This window comes from Cryobacterium psychrophilum (assembly GCF_004365915.1).
Taxonomy (GTDB): domain Bacteria; phylum Actinomycetota; class Actinomycetes; order Actinomycetales; family Microbacteriaceae; genus Cryobacterium; species Cryobacterium psychrophilum.
In genome coordinates this window covers 562,390-581,263 of the sequence record NZ_SODI01000001.1, presented here as the reverse complement: position 1 = coordinate 581,263, position 18,874 = coordinate 562,390, and the positions used below count along the sequence as shown (strand labels likewise).

Annotated in this window: 15 protein-coding genes and 2 pseudogenes; 6 read left to right on the top strand and 11 right to left on the bottom strand. The window is 62.3% G+C overall.

Annotated elements, in window-relative coordinates; translation table 11 throughout:
• The first annotated feature begins 364 nt into the window (after positions 1–364).
• Positions 365–817 carry a hypothetical protein gene (locus EDD25_RS02785; protein WP_241986306.1) on the top strand — a complete coding sequence of 151 codons (453 nt, stop codon included), beginning with the start codon at positions 365–367 and terminating at the stop codon, positions 815–817.
• Positions 818–885: 68 nt separating this feature from the next.
• Here EDD25_RS02785 and EDD25_RS02780 read toward each other — a convergent pair whose 3' ends face one another.
• Entirely contained in the window at positions 886–2,799 is a 1,914-nt protein-coding gene (locus tag EDD25_RS02780) for an ABC transporter ATP-binding protein (RefSeq protein ID WP_134171927.1), read from the bottom strand.
• Positions 2,800–3,003: 204 nt separating this feature from the next.
• A complete protein-coding gene (locus EDD25_RS17700) occupies positions 3,004–3,345 on the bottom strand; it encodes a flavodoxin family protein (protein ID WP_198418838.1) in 342 nt (113 codons plus the stop codon).
• 1,107 nt (positions 3,346–4,452) lie between these two features.
• On the opposite strand from EDD25_RS17700, the gene EDD25_RS02770 reads away from it, so the two are divergent.
• Positions 4,453–5,154, top strand: coding sequence for an NAD(P)H-quinone oxidoreductase (locus tag EDD25_RS02770; protein WP_338419612.1), 702 nt, complete (start codon positions 4,453–4,455; stop codon positions 5,152–5,154).
• 138 nt (positions 5,155–5,292) lie between these two features.
• On the opposite strand, the pseudogene EDD25_RS02765 reads toward EDD25_RS02770, so the two are convergent.
• From EDD25_RS02765 to EDD25_RS02750, 4 genes and pseudogenes are all read right to left on the bottom strand, one after another.
• Positions 5,293–5,550, bottom strand: a pseudogene (locus EDD25_RS02765) (transposase); the annotation flags it as partial.
• A 101-nt stretch (positions 5,551–5,651) separates the two neighbouring features.
• Complete coding sequence (locus tag EDD25_RS18325) at positions 5,652–6,098, bottom strand: DUF6262 family protein (RefSeq protein ID WP_422386768.1); 447 nt, start codon at positions 6,096–6,098, stop codon at positions 5,652–5,654.
• Positions 6,088–7,737, bottom strand: a complete 1,650-nt coding sequence (locus EDD25_RS02755; RefSeq protein WP_241986305.1) for a tyrosine-type recombinase/integrase — start codon at positions 7,735–7,737, stop codon at positions 6,088–6,090. The genes EDD25_RS18325 and EDD25_RS02755 overlap by 11 nt, the downstream gene beginning before the upstream one ends.
• A 599-nt stretch (positions 7,738–8,336) precedes the next feature.
• Positions 8,337–9,455: a tyrosine-type recombinase/integrase gene (locus tag EDD25_RS02750; RefSeq protein ID WP_134171926.1), complete on the bottom strand. Its 1,119-nt coding sequence runs from the start codon at positions 9,453–9,455 to the stop codon at positions 8,337–8,339.
• 122 nt (positions 9,456–9,577) lie between these two features.
• Between EDD25_RS02750 and EDD25_RS02745 the strand changes: the two are divergent.
• The 4 genes and pseudogenes from EDD25_RS02745 to EDD25_RS02730 all read left to right on the top strand — a co-directional run.
• Positions 9,578–9,841: pseudogene (locus EDD25_RS02745) on the top strand (transposase); the annotation flags it as partial.
• Positions 9,842–10,188: 347 nt separating this feature from the next.
• On the top strand, positions 10,189–10,845 hold the full coding sequence (locus tag EDD25_RS02740) for a hypothetical protein (protein ID WP_206751349.1): 657 nt from the start codon (positions 10,189–10,191) through the stop codon (positions 10,843–10,845).
• A gap of 180 nt (positions 10,846–11,025) precedes the next feature.
• On the top strand, positions 11,026–12,036 hold the full coding sequence (locus tag EDD25_RS02735) for a hypothetical protein (protein WP_134171924.1): 1,011 nt from the start codon (positions 11,026–11,028) through the stop codon (positions 12,034–12,036).
• Positions 12,037–12,157: 121 nt separating this feature from the next.
• A complete protein-coding gene (locus tag EDD25_RS02730; RefSeq protein WP_134171923.1) occupies positions 12,158–12,472 on the top strand; it encodes a hypothetical protein in 315 nt (104 codons plus the stop codon).
• 2 nt (positions 12,473–12,474) lie between these two features.
• Here EDD25_RS02730 and EDD25_RS02725 read toward each other — a convergent pair whose 3' ends face one another.
• The 5 genes from EDD25_RS02725 to EDD25_RS02705 all read right to left on the bottom strand — a co-directional run bounded on the left by EDD25_RS02725 (position 12,475) and on the right by EDD25_RS02705 (position 18,842).
• On the bottom strand, positions 12,475–14,925 hold the full coding sequence (locus tag EDD25_RS02725; RefSeq protein WP_166671178.1) for a DEAD/DEAH box helicase: 2,451 nt from the start codon (positions 14,923–14,925) through the stop codon (positions 12,475–12,477).
• Positions 14,926–15,358: 433 nt separating this feature from the next.
• Entirely contained in the window at positions 15,359–16,429 is a 1,071-nt protein-coding gene (locus EDD25_RS02720; protein WP_134171921.1) for a hypothetical protein, read from the bottom strand.
• The gene (locus EDD25_RS02715) at positions 16,347–17,252 is read right to left on the bottom strand and encodes a hypothetical protein (RefSeq protein ID WP_134171920.1); all 906 of its coding nucleotides are present in this window, start codon (positions 17,250–17,252) and stop codon (positions 16,347–16,349) included. The genes EDD25_RS02720 and EDD25_RS02715 overlap by 83 nt, the downstream gene beginning before the upstream one ends.
• A 2-nt stretch (positions 17,253–17,254) precedes the next feature.
• Positions 17,255–18,244 (bottom strand): tyrosine-type recombinase/integrase, encoded by a 990-nt coding sequence (locus EDD25_RS02710; RefSeq protein WP_134171919.1) that lies wholly within the window; start codon positions 18,242–18,244, stop codon positions 17,255–17,257.
• A gap of 112 nt (positions 18,245–18,356) precedes the next feature.
• Positions 18,357–18,842 (bottom strand): hypothetical protein, encoded by a 486-nt coding sequence (locus EDD25_RS02705; RefSeq protein WP_134171918.1) that lies wholly within the window; start codon positions 18,840–18,842, stop codon positions 18,357–18,359.
• Positions 18,843–18,874 lie beyond the last annotated feature (32 nt).

Below are 18,874 nucleotides of genomic sequence, written 5' to 3'. Positions count from 1 at the left end.
AGCTGCCGCCCGGTTCGAGTTCGCAGGGGCACCGGCGGGGGAGTGCCGCGGTGCGGCCACTGATGGGTTTCGGCCGTGCCGACATAACCGCACCTATCGGCAGGCATCCGGCGAACAGTACGGCTAGGTCAGTCGATCGAACCGGCAGCAGTCCCAAGTGACGTAGAGGTGTGTTGTCGGATAGCGTCGCATCTATTTCGCGGTTCGCGGGGCTTGTCCATCTTTGGAGGTTCGCACGCGCACGCACTTCCATGGCTACGATTGTGGCGAGCACAGTGATTGAGAGCGCGTGATGACGTACAGCGTAATTCGAGTTCGCGCGACGCCTAGTGCCTCGCGATCAGGGCACACAGGTGGTGTGGTCGTGGTTGCTGGTATCGCGGTGGCCGCGTGGACCTCTTTCGGCCGCCACCTCTTCGGGATCGGTGGCGACCTCACCATCATCTACGCGGCAACGCTGGGTGTGATTTTTGCCGCCTTGCTGGTGTTCACAGGGCTCGCGATACGACGCACGGCGCGTCGAGGGTTCGAAACTCGCGCGATAACATACGCGTTTCTCATTGCATCAGGCGTTAGCGGAATCTTGTTGGGACTCACGCTTCCAGATTCAACACCTCGCGGTTTGCAGACAATCACCAGCGGACCCACACAGCCTGGGTTGGATATCGCTATTGGTATCGCGAACCCCCTGGGCGTTATCGGCATCGCCACCGCGATCATTGCGCTCGTGCTTTCGATTCGCGATTCGCGCGGGCGAATCACGCTTGTTGAGCACTGGGGCGACGAGGATGACGTCGCCCTTGTCGACCCCGCGTAGCGGCAATTCGTTGCATCGACGCCGCTCCCGCCAGACCCACGTCCAGCGCGTGAGGCCGGAAACACCTTTTAAGAGACAGTCCCGATCCCGCTCAGCGCTTCCTCATCGGCCGCAACATTCTTCTGCACGGCGAACTGGGTCCGGTGCAATTCCTCGTACCGCCCACCCACGGCCAGCAGTTCCTCGTGCGTGCCGCGCTCCACGATCGAGCCGTCCTCAACCACGAGGATCAGGTCCGCGCTGCGGATGGTGGAGAGGCGGTGTGCGATCACCATCGCTGTCCGTCCCTTGAGCGCCTCGCTGAGCGCCGCCTGCACGGCGGCCTCAGACGTCGAGTCCAGTGCCGCCGTCGCCTCGTCGAGGATGACGACGCGCGGCTGGGCGAGCAGGAGCCTCGCGATGGTCATCCGCTGGCGCTCACCCCCGGACAATCGGTAGCCACGCTCTCCCACCATGGTGTCCAGCTGGTCCGGCAGGGACCGGATGAGCGGCTCGAGCCTTGCACGGCGGACGGCGTCCCACACCTCGTCGTCGGTCGCCTCCGGCCTCGCGAGGCGCAGATTGGAGAGGATGGTCTCGTGGAACAGGTGGCCGTCCTGCGTCACCATGCCCAGGGTGTGCCGCATGGAGGCAAAAGTGACATCGCGGACATCCGTCCCCGCGAGGCGCACGGCGCCGCTGTCGACGTCATACAGGCGCGAGAGGAGCTGCGCAATCGTGGACTTGCCGGCACCGGACGAACCAACGAGGGCAACGGTCTGCCCCGGCTCGATCCTGAAGGACACGCCGTGCAGCACCTCCTCGCCGCCGCGGGTGTCCAGCGTGGCAACCTCCTCGAGAGAGGCGAGAGACACTTTGTCCGCGGACGGGTAGGCGAAGCGGACGTCGTCGAACTCGACGGCCACCGGGCCTTCGGGGACGGCGACGGCGTCAGGCTTCTCCTGGATGAGCGGTTCGAGGTCGAGCACCTCGAAGACGCGCTCGAAGCTGACCACCGCGCTCATGATCTCCACCCGTGCGTTTGCGAGGCCGGTGAGCGGCGCGTAGAGGCGGGTGAGGAGGAGCGCCAGGGTGACCACGTCACCGGTATTCAGCTGGCCGGCCAGTGCGAGGAAGCCGCCGAGCCCATACACGAGCGCGAGGGCGAGAGCGGAGACGAGCATCAGTGCGGTGAAGAAGACGAACTGCAGCATCGCGGTGCGGACCCCGATGTCGCGGACGCGGGCGGCGCGGACGCGGAACTCCTCGGCCTCCTCGTCGGGCCGGCCGAACAGCTTGACGAGGGTGGCGCCGGGCGCCGAGAAGCGCTCGGTCATCTGCGTGCTCATGGCGGAATTGTGATCGGCGGCCTCGCGGCGCAGCGCAGCGAGGCGACTGCCCATACGGCGGGCGGGTACCAGGAAGATGGGGAGCATGATCACGGCGAGAACCGTCACGAGCCAGGACGTGCTGAGCATGACGATCAGGGTGAGGATCAGCGCCACGACGTTCGTGACCACGCCGGACAGCGTGCCGCTGAAGGCCTGCTGAGCGCCGATCACATCGTTGTTGAGGCGGCTCACGAGGGCGCCCGTCCGTGTGCGGGTGAAGAACGCGATCGGCATCTTCTGCACGTGGTTGAAGACGGCGGTGCGGAGGTCCAGGATCACGCCTTCGCCGATCCGCGCCGAGTACCAGCGCGTCACGAGTGACACGGCGGCGTCGGCCACGGCCACGAGGGCGATGACGACGGCGAGCCACACGATCGTGGTGGCCGCGCCCTGGGCGACGATGACGTCGACCACCTGGCCGGCGAGTACCGGCGTCGCGACCGCGAGGAAAGCCCCCACGGTGGAGAGGGTGATGAAGATCAGCAGCTTGGACCGGTAGGGCACCGCGAACGTCATGATCCGCCGAACGGACTCACGGGAGAAGCCGTGCTTGCCGTCCCTGGCGGTTGAGATCTTGTAGAGCGAGCTCCAGGCCGCGCCTTCCATGCTCATTGAGGTTCCTTCCGTGGGCAAACGACCAGTTTAGATGGCGACTTGACCTCGGGGTTCTCCTCAGCGGCGGCGAGCCGAGGGTGTTTGAGGAAATGGCTCGGCCGGCAACGAGCTTGTGGGCGGTATCTGCGCCCCGGAGGCCGAGGTGACGCGCGGTGCGTCGGTCAGCGTCATGGACCGCGTTGGTCCGCGGCCATTCAATGACTATGCGCCGGCTCCGAGGTCGAAGGCAAGACGGTTGTCGTCGTGGTCGGTGGACGTGGTGGTGTTCCAGCCGGGGAGCGGCCCGAGACTGACCCAATGCATGCCGTGCAGTGCGGCGAGGAGAGAGAGGTGCTGCAGCGTGTGCAGCTTGTCGCCGCTCATGGAGCCGGAGTTGGTGAATCCGGCGGCGAGCTTGTCCTGCCACGTGCGTTGCATCCAGGGCTTGGAGGACGCCTCAGCGAAAGCATGGAATGCGTCTGACGCACTTCCCGTGTAGGTCGGGGTTCCGAAGATGCTGGCGTAAGTGTCGGCAACAACAAACGCCCGCCAAGAGCGGTTCAAATGGTCATCATTTCATCAGAATCAATTTCAGCCGGCTCGAATTGACCGAGTGCAATTGGAGGCAGTGAACTGCCCGGTTCCCTGTAAACACAAGGGAATCCGCGGGTTTTCCGAGACATTCCGTGCAGATCGAGTTAAGGCTTGAACCTTCAGAGGGCCGCAGGTTCAGATCCTGACAGCCCGACAAAGTGAAAAAGCCCGGGTGGGACATGGTTTCTCACGGGGGCTCTTTCTTGCCTAGAAAGCGTGTCGGTTGCATGGTTGGAAAACTAACCAGCACGAACCTGAGCCAACCAAAATGTCGGGAATGCGCAGCGAGAATCTGATTTGTCTCGCACAAGTCCGGGGGGAGTGGGCGCGGTTTGGGGCCCGGCATGGCTTCGGGAGCGGAATCCGACACCTGAACCGAGAAGCCGTCGCCCAGGGACGGACAATGGGCTGCGGTTCGGTGATCGCGTGCCCGGGCCGGCGTCTGACTCGTCATGTCCGCACTTATCGGCGCCCAGCCGGGACGCCGCGCGCGACTTCAACGCTTCATAGAGCTGAGCGACCTGCTGCGAGAGCCCACAGCTACTTCGGACTGCGCGGTCTAGCGCCCTTATCGGCATCCGACGAGCCTTGGCCCGTTCACTTGAGAGTCGGAGAACGACACCTCCCAAAGCGATGGCGCGAAGCTCGCGTTTTTCCTGACCCAACGAAAACGTCCTCGTACGACAACGGCGTTGTCACCTACAAGGTTTCTCTAATGGGCGCCACCACCACGGCAGAGCTATCGCGCCAGTAAAGCCGGAAGTTCGAGCGCGATTGGGACGCGCTTGCCCGATAGTCTCTACCTGTTGGGTGAAGGACGCTGAGTAAATTGGCCGAAAGCCGGCGCTCCACACACGTGACCACCGTTGAGTGGCTGCGCACGTAGCGCACGTATGACTCCACGAGGCTCGCTGTGGCAAGGTGAGCGGAGAATCGCGCGCCAAGATGTAGCTCAACAGGCGCAGTCGAGCGCTCACAAGAAGCGTTGCGGTGACGCCGCGAGACATCAGATCAGGGGCGGAACCGGAGCCATGTAAATCTCAACCGGTCGTACACGGCCAACGATGTGGAGGCGGAATGACGAAAACTATGACAGCCGTTGAGTATGACGGCGCCGGGGGACCGGAAATGATACGCGTCGTCAAGCGTCCACGACCAGAAGCGGGACCGGGTGAGGTGCTCATTAAGGTCGCCGCCGCCGGGTTGAATCGCGCGGACGTCCAGCAACGGCGCGGGGTCTATCCGCCGCCGCCCGGTGCCTCGGATATCCCCGGCCTGGAGGTCAGCGGCACGATAGCGGCACTGGGCAGGGACGTCCATGGACACGTGGCCGGGGCATCAGTCTGTGCGCTGCTTGCCGGGGGCGGATACGCCGAATACGTTGCAGTACCGGCGGGGCAGGTCCTTCCGGTACCCGGGAACACCGGATTGGTCGAGGCGGCCGCGCTGCCTGAGGTCACCTGCACGGTGTGGTCGAACCTGTTCATGGAAGCGGGGGTAGTCACCGGCGATTGGGTGCTAGTTCACGGCGGGGCCGGCGGCATCGGCACCATGGCCACCCAGATGGTTGCGGCGTTTGGGGCCCATCCTGTGGTCACCGCCGGCAGTGGGGAGAAGCTCGAGTACTGCCGTGGGTTCGGCGCCGAGGCGGGGATAAACTATCGGAACGACGATTTCGTCGAGCGGATGCGCGAATTTTCGCTCGGGCACGGGGCCGACGTGATTCTCGATGTAGTCGGCGCGACTTATCTGGACCGCAATCTGCGCGCCTTAGCCTGAATTCACCGGTCGACCTGAGATGAAGTCTTGATTTCGTTCTGGTTCTGCTTCTGATTTTTGGGCGCGGTTGAGTGCTGGGCCTCGATGCTTGGGTGTTCCACTGTGGGGTTCCTGGTCGCGCCCGTTGGGGCTGGATGGTTAGGTGGTGGCCTGCCCGGGCGGGCCGCAGGAATGGGCAAATAGCGTGGTCCAGCCTTCCTCCCAGGGCCAGCTTTCGGGCAGGTGCAACGTGATGCGACGTGCCGAGGTGGAGATTCTCGCGGCCACGTTGATGAGTTTGCGGCGAACGGTCGCGGTGACGGCTTTTCCGAGGGCGCCGCTGGCCAGTGTGCCGGCGGCGCGGGTGAGGTTGAACGCGATGCAGGCCAGGACGAGCCAGGCCGCGTTGGGCGTGAACACCCCCTCGGTTATCTTTAGTCCCGGTTTCGTTCTAGTGGGCTGATCAGCATTTCTTTGTGGTGGACTATGTCTCTCACGAGACAGCATAATGGCTTGAGTCAAGGCGATTCAACAATTTCTAAACTCTGTCGCCCGGGCGTGTCGAGAGGTCGTCGTCCGAGGACACGGTCTTCCCGCGCGAGGCCGAGGGCTTGGGCCAAGGCGGCACGTAGTTCACGGTTGTCGTTCTCAAGTCGATGCAATCGTTCGTTGGCCGCGTCCAGTCGGCAGAGCAGCGACGCGTCCGAGGCACGTTGTCGATGAGGGGTTAATACAGTTCCCGATGTGGACGTCTCACGGGTGCGTCGTTGTTGGATTTCTGCCCGAAGATCGGGTTGCGTATATAGCCAGGACCGGGAGACGTTGGCCTCGCGGGCGACTGACTCGAATGTGATCGCCTTGCCGCCAGCGTCGAGACGCCGCAGCGCCTGCAGTGCACGAGCACGGGTCTCAATGGATCGGTTCTGGGCGGAGGCAACAATGTGGCGGGAGTTATCAGATCGCATCGGGAAGCCCGGTGGCGTCGCCGTCAATTTGGCTGATCATCTTGTCGAGATTGGTCAATACTCCCTTATTCATCTCTGCCACGCGGGTGTGACCGTTCGCTTTTGATTTGTCGATCAGGGTCAGGGTTCGACCACGGTGCTCGCGCAACTCGGGCAAGAACTCAGGTCCAGTCAGGAACAGCGGACAGGTCAGACAAGCGTTGGCGTGCGGACAACTCTTTTGCACCGGCAAACCGCAATAGCCATGGGGCAGAGTCTGGGTTGCCATGCCAAATCGTGTCTTGGCCCATTGAGCTTGGCCCAGCGGTCCTTCGGCGCTAATGTCAACCTGTTCCCCCGTGATGTTGACCTTGGTGGCCGCTTCCCAACGACGACGAACAGTCTGGTCGGTGAGTCGTGCGTAGTGAGCGGTCATTTGGGTCGATTCGTGGTCCAGTAGGACCCGGATGACTTCCTGAGGGACATCGCGGTTGATGAGTCGTGAGGCGAACGTGTGTCTCCATTGATGCGGTGTCAGGTGCGCCGGCTGGCCGTGTTCATCGAGGACCTTGCAGGTGGATAACCACGAGATCAACATGTTCCGGTAGCTGTAGTAGGTCATCGGATTTTGCCCTCCGGCGTTGCCTATCAATGCCGGGAACAGATGAGGATGCTCAGCGGGCCAGCGCTTCGCCACTCGTTGTTGTTGCGTACGAATCGCCGTTTCCAGGTCCTCATCGATCGGAATGGCCGCCTCCCGACGCATCTTGTTGTTGAAATAGCGGAGGTAGGGCGCTCCCTGCCCATCATGGACGATGCAATCGAACGATAAGGTGCAGGCGTCTGTTGCCCTCAATCCGCCTTGGATCAAGATGAGCGTGATGAGGAGACCCTCGGCGGTAGGCCATCGGTCAAGGTTGGCTACCGATTCGACTTGCGTCATGATGTGCTCGGCAACGTGACGGTCGGTTCTGGCTGGACGACGAGGGAAATCGCTAGGGAAAAACACAGCACTGGTCGACAAGCTGCCATCCCAGTCGTGCTGGCGAATCGCTTGAAAGAAAGTACCTGGTGCCGTGATCGCGTCTTCCTTTGCGCCGTGTCCAATCGGCTGAGTAGACACCCATGCCAGGAAGCGTTCCAGTACCTCCCGATCCACATCGGCCAGAGCGTCAGCGGCCAAGCCGGTCTCGGTCAGGAAGGCGCTAAACCGAGTCAGCCCCAGAATGTCGGCGGACACGGTGTTCCGGGTCAAGCCAGAGCTCAGGCGCAGTCGAGCCCAGCGTTTGGCCAACGATTTCAACCATGGTTGGCTTAGCCGGTCGAAACGTAAGTGACTACGGGAGTTGGGCCGCTTGCCTGGAGACACCGTCAGCCCGGGTAGCCGGTGAAGACGCCAAACATCGCGCGAGTACTCAACTTCCCAGCCGACACCCTCGTGTAAAGCATCGACCGCGTCCCGAGCGAACTCGAGAAGCTTTGTATAGCTGCCAGCCTTCTGACCGGCCAGCTCACGCCACTGGTCCACCGCAAGGTCCAGCATCGAGTCCACCCCAGCCTCCTTGACCTTGCGCACCACCCACGTCACCATCGATGGCCCCGTGATGAGGGTGGCTTGATCATGGCGACACTGAATGGTGTACTGCAATTCGAGCTTCACCTGCGGGGCCAATCCTCGGAAGTCAATATGTGCTTTGCCGCGGCGTTGGCAGTGCATCAAATAGTCCGGCGCGGAAGGACGACCAAGTTGGACCCAGCGTGTCGTATGGGAGTTGCAATACAAACCATTGGCGTTTTCAACCCATAGTGTGCAAAACGGCAACAGACACTCAACCGGGTCAACTGCTCGATTAAGAGGAGCCTGACTTGCCCAACCATCCAGCTCAGGTTTGCCTGCCCGGACCCAGGACGGCCGGTGTCGCTGACAAAGACTCGCTCCTGCGCTGCCATATCGGCAACCGAGAACAGAGCATGTGCTCAGATCGCGGCGACCGTTCAGTGCAGGACCGGGGTCGGTGAGGAACACCGCCATTTCCGGGCTGCCCTGACGACGACGACGCCCACCATGACCGGAACAAAGACCGTTCTCATTCCACGAGCGATCACAACCGGGCACTACACATAGTCGACGCCCCAACACAGGGTCATCGGGGTCCGGAAAATAGATATCGGCACGGAACTCCGGACGCACCACGGCCATCAGTTTCCCCAGGAGCCCAGTATGAGACGACGACGCTTCATGGCGTCGGGACGCGGCGCTCACCAGCGTACTTCCTGACCGGTGAACCAGCCAGCAGTCTGAAGACTCGCCCGCGCGTCTTCGACGGTGAGATGACCGTAGGTGTCCATCGTTGTCGTAATCGAGGCATGACCCAGCAGTTCCTTGACGTTTTCAACTCCAGCTCCCCGGCGCAACAACCACGTCGCATACGTGTGGCGGAACCAATGTGGGCCAAAGAAAACGCCGGTGCGTCGGCGCAAGCGGCCCACGAGATCGTAAACGGCGGGGTAGGTCAATGGATGCCCCCGGGGACGGCCCCACAGGTTCACGAAAACATAGTCGGAGTCCAGCGCACCATACTCATCGTTGAGGTAGTCCGCATAGAGACGCATCAGTTCGGCACTGGCCGGAATCACCCGTGATCTACCGCCCTTAACTCGAACACGGTTCTCGTTGTCCCGCGGCACGATGGCGACCGCCCGTTCGGCTATAGCCAAATCCTCATGCCGTAGTCCGAGGGCCTCACCAATGCGCACGCCAGTATCCAGCAGCAGAGCGAATAAGAACCGGTCTCGTAAATGCTCGCAAGCATCGAGGATCGCTTGAGCCTCGGTGACCGTGAGGATTCTGGGTTGCGGAGGCGAGGACGACAGTTTGATTGTGCGACGACGCTGATCGTTATTCTTCGTGATGTGATGAAGGAACGGTTTGAACGACGTTGACGTGTGCGACCTCCACCCTGCTGGTGCCATAGTGACCAGCAGCCCCGACAAGGGCACTCCGTGACGGGCATGAAACTCACAAAACGACGTCAACGCGGCAAGTTTACGATTCACGCTCGACGCACTGCAGTGATGCTTCACCAAAGGCAACATCAACACCTGACCATCTCGAGCCGCAGGTGACAGCCGAAGCCACGCCACGTACCCGGCGACGTCCTCCAGTGTGACCAAACGCCAGTCAAGGCTTCGGCTGGAGAGAAAAGCAAACCAGTCCTTCAAGTCATGGGCGTATGCCTTGACGGTGTTCGGCGACCGTTCGATCGAAGCGAGATAGGCCAGGAACCGTTCAACTGGATCTATAGGCGAGAGATCATCGCCAAGCACCGTCCAGGACTCGGCCTGAGAACTTGGCATGAGCACACGTTGGACTTTCATAAATCACCTTCCGTTGCCGTAATGGACAACACAAGGTAACCGCATCCACGACGCGTTTCCCGAGCGCTTAACCCCCGTCGTGCACGTGCTGTATACCCTTTTCGGGACTAAAGATAACGGACGGTGTTTTCACCGCCAACGCAGCCTGGCTCGTGCTCGCATGCATCGCGTTCAACCTGACCCGCGCTGCCGGAACCCTCGCCAGCCCCACCCTCGGCAAAGCCGTCACCGCGACCGTTCGCCGCAAACTCATCAACGTCGCCGCGAGAGTCTCCACCTCGGCCCGCCGCATCACCTTGCACCTGCCCGAACACTGGCCCTGGGAAGACGGCTGGACCACGCTGTTCACCAGCACCTGCGGCCCGCCCGGCCCCGCGGCCACCTAACCACCCAGCCCGACAGGCGCAACCAGGAACCCAAGTGGAACACGCACGGCATCGAGGCCCAGCCCTCAACCGCGCCCGAAACCCTGAAACAGGATCAAACCGAAATCACGATTCCATCAGCGGTCGACCGGTGGATTCAGGTTAAGCAATAGCGTTCCCTTCACGCTTATGAAGCAACGCTCGCTGTGGGAATTACCCCTTTACCTAGAAGTTGAACGATCCCCCGTTGAGAAATCGACACTTTGGCGCAAGCGAATCACAGGCTCTCCGCGTGTGAGACTTTGTGCAGTAGGAATTGTGCGGATCATGAGTTGAAGCAGATTTGGGGAAAAGTAATGAACCAAGCCGTGGACGAGATCGACCCGACTAGGCTCCAGAAGGCCGTGGAGGCAATCGCCATCACCCCGGAGGCGGCTGCTGAACTCGTGGGCGGTTACCGTGCGACCTTCAAGGCCAAGTTCGAGCGGGAGCCCGAAAGCCTAGAGGACAAGCGCCGGATTGCCGCCAAGATCATTGGCCGGTACTCCAAACTGTCGGCAGCCGGTGGTGCGGTCACTGCGCTCCCGAGCGTTGTACCGGGGGTCGGGACGGCGGTCGCTGTCTTGGGAGGCGGTCTCGCTGACGTCGCAATAACACTCAAGCTCCAGATCGACATGTGCATGTGTTTGGTTGAACTGTACGAGGCCGACCTGAGCAATGAGGATAAGAAGCACCTCACCTTTGTGCTCGCTCTCGCGGGTTCGGCAGAACAGATGGTGATGAAGGGGGGCAAGCCGGTAGTCCAGAAGATCGCCCAGAAGTTGGTCTACCAGTACCTAAAGGGACCCGCCTTGATCACGATCAAGCAGCTCTTCAAGAAGGCGGCCATCACGTTCACCCAGAAGTCGATGGCGAAGGCGTTCCCGCTAGGCATAGGTGTCGCTTTCAGTGGCTCAACCAACTACGTCCTGACGACGGTGGTGGGCAAAGTGGCGGTAGCGATTCTAGCCAAAGACGTGAAATAGCAACCGGATCTGGAGAGGTTCACGGGGGTGGGACTGGCGCCTCGCGATTTGGGACCGGGTAACGTAATCGCGCTTATCGGCGAGGCCGCAGTGCGGCCGAGAGCAATATATAAGATGTAGTGCAGATATGGGCTATAAGTTATAGAGTCTTATCTGACTTCACCTTATAGAAGGTAACTCATGGCCACGAGAACGGTGACTGCCTCGGAGGGCATCGACCTTCTCAGCGCGCTCGGTGTGAACGTCATTGTCCGTGATGCGGACACCGTGACCCTTGGTTTGGACGGTCGGCGCACGATCGCGCGCGTGCACGTGCGCCGCTCACCCCCCTCCCGGTGGGACATTCGGCGCGATGTCGACTCGAACCGCGCGCGGGACGCGCACCCCGGCATCCTGCTCTACGTGGTGCCGAAGGCGACCGCAGCGCTGGCCGATAGAGCAGTGGCAGACCCGACGATTGCGGTCGTCTCCGTGCAGGATCGAGTTGTCATTCTTCGGGGGAAGAGGATGGAGGAAGAGCTGCCAGGGGTGCTTGCCGCCCGGCAAGGTGCCGCGCCGACACAGGGACGGGTCGCGTGGGGTCGGTATGCCTTGCTCCGGGTGCTCCTCCGGACGCCGCGACCGCGAACCCAGATGGACCTCGCAGCCGAGTGCGGTGTGTCCCAGGTGACGATCTCCAACAGCCTCCGCACGCTCGACACTGCCGTGGTTCGCGACGAGGGCGGTTGGCGCGCCCTGCGACCCGAGACACTGTGGTCACAATTCCTGGCGGAGTACCCGGGGCCGCAGGGCATAACCAGTTACTGGCTGGGCCTGGACCCCATAGTGCGACAGGCGAAAGCGGTTCGCGACGCTTCCGCCGCGGTGGACGGCCTCGTGTCGGGGGACCCGGCCGCTGACACGATCGCTCCGTGGCGAGTGGGCAGCCGCGCGGTCGTCTACGCGCGGACAGGGCTTGACCTGGCCCGGCTGGGTTTCTCCGAAACCACGCGGGAGAACGCCACCCTTGACTACGTGGTCCCGGCTGACCCCACGATCTGGTCGACCGCCCGGGCCTGGTCTTCCACGGCACCGGTCTGGACGACCGACCCGGTCCTCGTGGCGTGGGACGTGCAGCGCACGGGGGGTCCCGACGCGGCCGACGCCGTCGAGAGAATCCGGCGAACGGTTCTGGCCGGCTGGCTCAAATGATCAGGCGTCGGATCGAGACCGTGGCTTCGACGCGGCGCCGGGCCTGAGGCTCGCCTTTTCTGTCGATCCGATCGTCTTCGACGTGGGTGTCTTGCTGACGAGCGGATCTCACCGTGATTTCGTGGTCCGCGTGCCCCCGGTCGAGCTCGCCCTCATCTTCAAGGCCTACGCCGCCCAGTCCCGCCACGCCCCCAAAGACATTACGGATCTCTACAATCTGCTGTCGATCGCGTTCGAGTATCCGGCCGACGAGATCGGTGGCTGGAAGATTGGCACTGCTCCCGTATCGGGGACGCGACTCGACGCTGCACGAATACTGCATGCCCTGGCAGACTCGGCGCGCCAGAGCCTCATTGTCGTCACCTCGGGCGTCCCCGCGGATCGGCTGACTGCGCTCATCAGGGCGCTTGTTGCGATGCCTGTTCCGGGTACCTAGCGTCACGACTCAGCCGGCGTCGTAAAGCCGAGCTTCGCCATGACGCGCTGGCGTTTGCGGAACATCCGGTCAAACACCGGGACCTGGGCGTCCCAGTAGTCGTGCACCTGTGATGTGGCGGGGCCGGGCCTCGTTGTTGCCGGACGGGAGGCGCGGGAGATGCGGCCGATTTGCTGAACGATTCGGCCTTTGAAGGCCATCGAAACGGCGAGGAAGAGGGTGTCGAGGCTGGGAAGGTCAAACCCTTCTCCGGCGATCTTGTCAATCGCCACGAGAATGAACGGATCACAGGGGTCGCGGTCCGTCATTTCGGTTCGGATCCGGCGCCGTTCGTTCGGGGTCAGCTTTCCGTGCAAGACGAAGACCGTTGCTGCATCCGTTCCCAAGAGCTCCGCGAGCCGAGCAACGTGTTCAATTCGGGTGGAAAGAACGAGGCAGTTCCGACCCGCTCGATACGCGGCGAGGACGTCGGCCGCGATGCGCTGGTTCCGCTCGCCGTCACCCACGAGCTCGGTGTAGATGGCCTGAATTTCGGGGCTGTTCGCGTCCTGTTCGCTGGTCCTGAATGCGGTCTCGTGCACAACCAGTTCTCGTTCGAAGAGCGCAGGATCGTCGATCGTGTGTCGAATGGGACCGCATTGCATCGTGATGATGTCATCCATTTGGTCGGCACGGTACGGTGTCGCAGTCAGGCCGATCCACTGTCTTACTGCCACCTGTCGCACGGCAGCCTCGGTCGCCGCCGCGCCCAGGGAGTGGCATTCATCGACGACGATCAACCCGTAGCGGTTCAGGATCGTCGGATCCGCCGCACGGTGGGCAATGCTCTGGAGCATGACAATGTCGATGACGTGGGTGCGTTTGCGCCGGCCGTTGCCTAGCTGCCCGATCTGGCGGGGATCGATGTCAAGGAACTGGCCGAGACGCTCGCGCCACTGGTCGACGAGTTCTGCGCGATTGACGATGACCGCCGTGGGCAGGCCGCGCTCAGCGATGAGGGCACAAGCGATGACCGTCTTCCCCGACCCCGGTGGTGCAACCAGGACGCCGGTGTCATACCGGTTCATAACGGTCACGGCTTCGCTTTGGGCGGCCGTCAACTCGCCTCGAAATACGAGGTCAATGGGCTCCGAGGCGGGGATGTCCCAGGCGACGTCGATCTTGATCCCGGCTGCCGCCATCAGCTGTATGACGGAATCGAGAAGACCGCGGGGGAGACGAAGCGTCGATTCGTCGTGTTCAAAGCAGTACACGAATCGCGGCGTGCCGAAGGTGCTGAATCGTTGGGCCTGCCTGCGATAAAACTCGGGGTTGGTCAGCGAAGCCGAGTGTTTGAGATCTGCGACGAGTCCTGACGGCAAGCCAAGAGTGGGAATCGAGACCACTGAGTTGACCGTGACCAGGACGGTGGCGGGACCCGATGTGTTCAGGGTTGCACTGCGGTCGGAAAAGGGGTCCGCACTCCCTGATGTCTTGCGCGGACGCGCCTTGGTGTCGACTGGGCCGGTGCGCATGGGCCGGAGAGCGCTGATAGCCGTGGCCATCGACTCGGCATCGAGCGGCACAACGCTGGAGAGAAATCCGAATTGGTCCTCGAATGGCATCCACGTTACGGGATCGACGAAGACCGTTGTTCCACGCCGCCGGCATGAGCCCTGCAGCGGAAGGGCAATTAGGTTTCCCAGCCGCATTCTCCCGGGGGCACGGTGAGGCAAGAGGTCTTGAGACGGAAACAAGCGGTCGTAACTGCTGAGGCTCATGCCACTACGGAACGAAATGGCCTCCCGGAGCAGCGCCAGCCCCAGATTCCGAGCATTGTGGGCCGATACGGCCTGGGCAAAGAAGATCCAGACGTGGGCGCCCTCGCCAGAACGGGAGATCTCAGTGGCCGCGCACACCCCATGGCGAGCGCACGCCTGTGCATATGCGGCGGCATCGGCCTTCCACGTTCCGTCGTCAAAGTCGCACACCAACAACCTGCAGGTGTCGTCGTTCAGCATCGGGTAGAGGCCGGCGTGAAGGCCCTCCGCGTCGCTGCGGCTGCCCACCAGATGTCTTTCGATAACCTCATCGGACAGCGGGAGAAGATCGGCGGTTGTGACACCGTCGGTGTAGTAGCCGCCGCGTACTGCGGGGCTCCAACCACTCTTTCCGGTCTTGCTACTCGTCCACCGGGTCGCGTAGACATCTGCTCTTCCCACGAAAAGCGATCGAAAGAGTGCAATTTTGTCGGCGGCAGATGACTCGCGTCGGACCCTGGCCTGCACCGATTGCCCCGGGTCAGAACCAGCAATCGGCTGGGTTGTGTCCGGCCGCCCGGACTCGATCGGGTGTGCTGCCCGGCTCGCGAGTAGACCGTGCAGAACGCGACGTGACTCTGCCAAGTCCGTTTCGAGAGACGCTATGCGTTGCTCAACGGCATCAATATCGGCGTCCAGATGGTGTGCGTCCACACTGTCATTGTGCACGAGCATCGGGACGATTTCACGCGAATGTGAACAATGAGACCGATGCCCGGTTCCATCCGATTCGAGGACGTCACAGATCAGCCCGTGGACCAGATGGAGAAAAAGAGGAAGGACAGCGGAGGAAAACAAGTTCCGCAGTCACTTACGATCCGCGCCCTCGCGGGTTTCGCGATCAGCCCACCGCAAGGGCTGTTCTAAGTACTGTTGAAAGAACAGCCGAAAAACGAAACGCTCCTGAGGAAACTCAGGAGCGTTTCGTGGTTTCGGCGGTGGTTCAGGGCTGGAGGGCCCTGGTCGGTGCGATTTTCGGCGACATTGATCGTTAAATGACGATGGCGCCCGTTTCGGGGCGCGTCGGATTGTTCGCTGTGCGGTGGGGGGTGCCCTCTCGGGCGGTGTCGGGGTCGCCGGTGCCGGTTTAGGTCCGCAGCGGACTGATGAGTCTGCCGAGGCGTTGGAGCTCGATGGCGGACTCGCGAGCGAGCGTCTTCGTGTAGGGGTTGTCCCAGATGCGATCTCTGCGTCGCATGATCGGGTTCTCGGGCGCGGGGGAGCCGTGCTCTTCTTCCCACAGGAACGAGACGATTTTTCGCAGGTTGTAGTTGACCAGCAGGATGGTGATGAAGAGTTGGGCGGCGGCGAAGCCGCGCACGCGGCGGCGTCCGGAGAGTTCCATCTGTTCGGTGCCGGGGTCTTTGAATCTCTCGTGGAGGGACTCGATCGACTGGCGGGCGTGGGTGTGGAATTCTTCCCATTCCTTGCTCTGGTAGGTGAAGGCCTGCTTCTGCCGGAGGTTGTCGCTTTCGTTGAAGGTCACGGAGTGCTGCCGGCAGATCTCGTCGGGAAAGTCGGGCGCGTCTTCGGGTTCCACTTCTGGCCGCGGTTTGTCGGCGGCCTTTTTGGAGAGTTCCCGGATCGGGCAGGTCACGGTGGGGCTGTTTCCCAGAGCCGGGCACATCTTCGGTGTGCGGCCTTTGGCGTCGGGCTTCTCCTTGTTGCGCAATACGAACGCTCTGCGTTCTCCGATGCGCTGCTGGAAGGTGACGTTGTCGATCTCCCCGGCAATGAAGTCCTTAGTGGTGTCTTGAACGTGCTCGGGTGTTCCCGGGCAGTACACGTCGCCTTCGATGTAGAGGGCGCCGGCCTTGCCTCCTTGCACCCCATGTTTGTCGGTCCGGTACTCGGTAGATGGGAGGTAGCCGAGGTCTGCTACAGGCTGGTGCAGGCGCTCGACGGTCGCGTTCGCGAAGTACTGTTTGTCCGCGGAGACGATGCCGGGTTCCAACTCGGTGTCCAGAGCGAATCTCAGAACACTGACGGCTTCTTCCGACACCCCGACGTTTGGAAGGCTGAGGGTGGCAGCGATTGCGAGTTTCGGAAATCGGCTGCTTCTGGGTTTCTCGGAATCAACGCGGACCGATGTATTGACCGTGTAGCCCCAGACGAGTTCGATGTTCTTGGCGCGGGAGTCCTTGCCGGGGCTCGTCATGTCCCGGGTTCCCCGGTACGTAGTCGTGCCGGGCGTCATCGTCGTTCTTAGCGTAGAAGCCGGCGAAGGGGTCGACCGGGCCCGATCGTGGGCTGAACTCGAACCCCGCGGCCTCGGCCTGAACCCTCTCCGCCAGCGTCTTCTTGGAATACCCCTTCTTGTTTGCCGGTGCGATAAAGGTCTGGTCGAGGGATAGATCGATTTTCTTCGAGGCGCGGCGAATCCGCCGTGGCTGCTCGTTGAAAGTCATCAGCAGGAGGGCGTTCGTGAAGGTGTCGAGGCGCTTCTTCATGTGCACCGCTCGCTGCTCGTCGTGAGCGTCGAGCACCTCCTGAACCTGTGTGAAGGTGAGCGACCAGTACCGCTTCATCGGATAGGGGTCCATAAGCGCGGCGAACCGGTGGTAGGCATTGTTGGTGTTCTTCTCCCACCGCTGGCTTTCCTTGCGCACGTCCGACCGCTCCTCCCCGGGTGTGGGCAGGCCAAGCAGAGTTCTTGATTCCGGGGTGAGGCGGAACTGGAAGAGCAAGGATAAGTTGCGCATGAAAAGCGGGGAATGTTCCTGTGCCAAGAGCATCAGCCCGACCAGGATGGCGTGATCATCGATGATGCGCGGACGCCCCCCGGCGCCGGGCATCGGATTGTCCTCCTCGTGCCACCTGGCGAGGAGACTCAGCACGCCGGAGCTCTTCACACGGGTGGACGCCGCTCGCACCTGAGCATCCACGAACTTCAGGTCGAGCCGCCCGCGGGAGTCGACTTCCTTCTGGCTGAACCCGCCGTACTTGTCGGTGTCATCGAGGCAATCAATGTCGATGGCCATGGTCAGGCCACCTCTTCGCCGATGACGCGACCGATGTAGTCGTCGAAGCGGTGCTTGCGGGTGTACTTCAGATAGTGCCGGAACGAGTGCACAGAGGTGAACCCGGTGACCTCCAGCAGGATCTGGAGGGGCAGGCCAGCGTCGAGCGGGGTGACGACCCATCCGGAGTGCAGACGAGCCGCGGAGGGACGCGGGCTGCAAGGGTTGTCGGAGAGGAATCGTTGCAGGGCGTTGGGCGGGTACTCCTCGAGTCGGTATCCGCTGACCATGTTCCCGCTGGTGCGGTCGCCGACGCTCTTGGTCAGTGTTCGCGCCCAGTTGGCGCGGACAGGCACCCGGCGGGCGCGGTCGCCGTGGACGTTGACGAACACGCGTCCAGTGTCGAACTCGATGTCCTCGACCTGAACTTCCATGAGCTCCTGGGCGGTGAGGCCGGCGCCGCCGGCGAGGCCGAGGAGTGCTCGCGCGTTCTGCCGCTTCAACGGTGTGGAGAGCGTGTTCGCCCAGGAGTAGAGGGCCGCCACCTCGCCGGGGGAGTGAGGCGCCACCCGGGGGCTCTGGTATGGAGTGCGCAGGCGAGTCGTCGATTCCCCGGTGAGGGTCTCGCTAATCGCGGACAGCTGGCGCGCGGTGTCGAAGCGATAGATGGCGGAGTGCTTCTTGAGCTTGGTGGCGAGGTAACGATGCACGAGGTTGTCGAAAAACACCCGCTTCCCGCTGAGTTCGCATCCGGTGACCGCCCACGCCCAGCTCACATACAACGCGGTCATCGTCATGAGCCGGCGCGCGTTGGAGAAGCTGCGGGGTTTCATCCGGAGGACACATTCGATGACGAAAGGGCGCACCCGCGCCCAGTCGGAGTTCGTGCGGTTCGGGCTGTACCCGGTGATGACGCTCCACAGCCGGTCGGGCAGTTCCGGGTCGAGCGCGCGCAGCGCATCGACGGTCTGGGGGTCGGCGGGGTCAATGTTAATGAGTCGGTTGTTTTCCACGTCCAGTACGTGTGCGGCGTATTCTCGCGATGCCGCCAATGTGCGACCGAATCACGCCTTACGGTGATGGTCGCCATGTCATATATCTTGGTCAGGAGGACTTAAAAGATTTTCAGAAATCTTTTGCCGGAGGGTGTTCCGGCAGGATTTGGATGAGTTTGTCGAGGGCTGCGTAGTGCTTGAGCCCGGCGATGCGCAGCAGCTGATCGGCCGGGGTTCCCCCGGCGAGGTGACGCACGAGCCAAGTCGCGCGCATCCGCGCCGGGCGAACGTCGAGAGTGGTGCGGGACCGGGTGAGGAAGTTGGTGACCTGGCCGGAGCCGGCCCCGGTGCCGGTCCGGCCGGGGCAGAACATCCACGCGTCCTCTCCGAGCTGGTCGTGCACCGACCGCAGGGTGCGAACCCAGTCGGGTAGCACTGGAACCACTCGAGGGAGACCGCGCCAGACGACGACCGAAGCTGTCGGGGTTCCGCTGGTGGTGGTGTCGAAGCTGATGTCGCCGGTGCGCACTTCGAGGATCTCGCGGGTGGGAAGGCCGGCGCCGAGCCCGAGCGCGAGCAGGGCTAGAGCGTGATCGCTTGACGGGACTAGGGCCATCGAATCATCTGACGGTGATAAACCCGTCAGAT

Bases quoted from the DNA above. Each gene is read 5' to 3' on its own strand.
- EDD25_RS02780 (WP_134171927.1), bottom strand. From the start codon at position 2,799: ATGAGCATGGAAGGCGCGGCCTGGAGCTCGCTCTACAAGATCTCAACC.
- EDD25_RS02770 (WP_338419612.1), top strand. From the start codon at position 4,453: ATGACGAAAACTATGACAGCCGTTGAGTATGACGGCGCCGGGGGACCG.
- EDD25_RS18325 (WP_422386768.1), bottom strand. From the start codon at position 6,098: ATGCGATCTGATAACTCCCGCCACATTGTTGCCTCCGCCCAGAACCGA.
- EDD25_RS02750 (WP_134171926.1), bottom strand. From the start codon at position 9,455: ATGAAAGTCCAACGTGTGCTCATGCCAAGTTCTCAGGCCGAGTCCTGG.
- EDD25_RS02735 (WP_134171924.1), top strand. From the start codon at position 11,026: ATGGCCACGAGAACGGTGACTGCCTCGGAGGGCATCGACCTTCTCAGC.
- EDD25_RS02720 (WP_134171921.1), bottom strand. From the start codon at position 16,429: ATGACGAGCCCCGGCAAGGACTCCCGCGCCAAGAACATCGAACTCGTC.
- EDD25_RS02715 (WP_134171920.1), bottom strand. From the start codon at position 17,252: ATGGCCATCGACATTGATTGCCTCGATGACACCGACAAGTACGGCGGG.
- EDD25_RS02705 (WP_134171918.1), bottom strand. From the start codon at position 18,842: ATGGCCCTAGTCCCGTCAAGCGATCACGCTCTAGCCCTGCTCGCGCTC.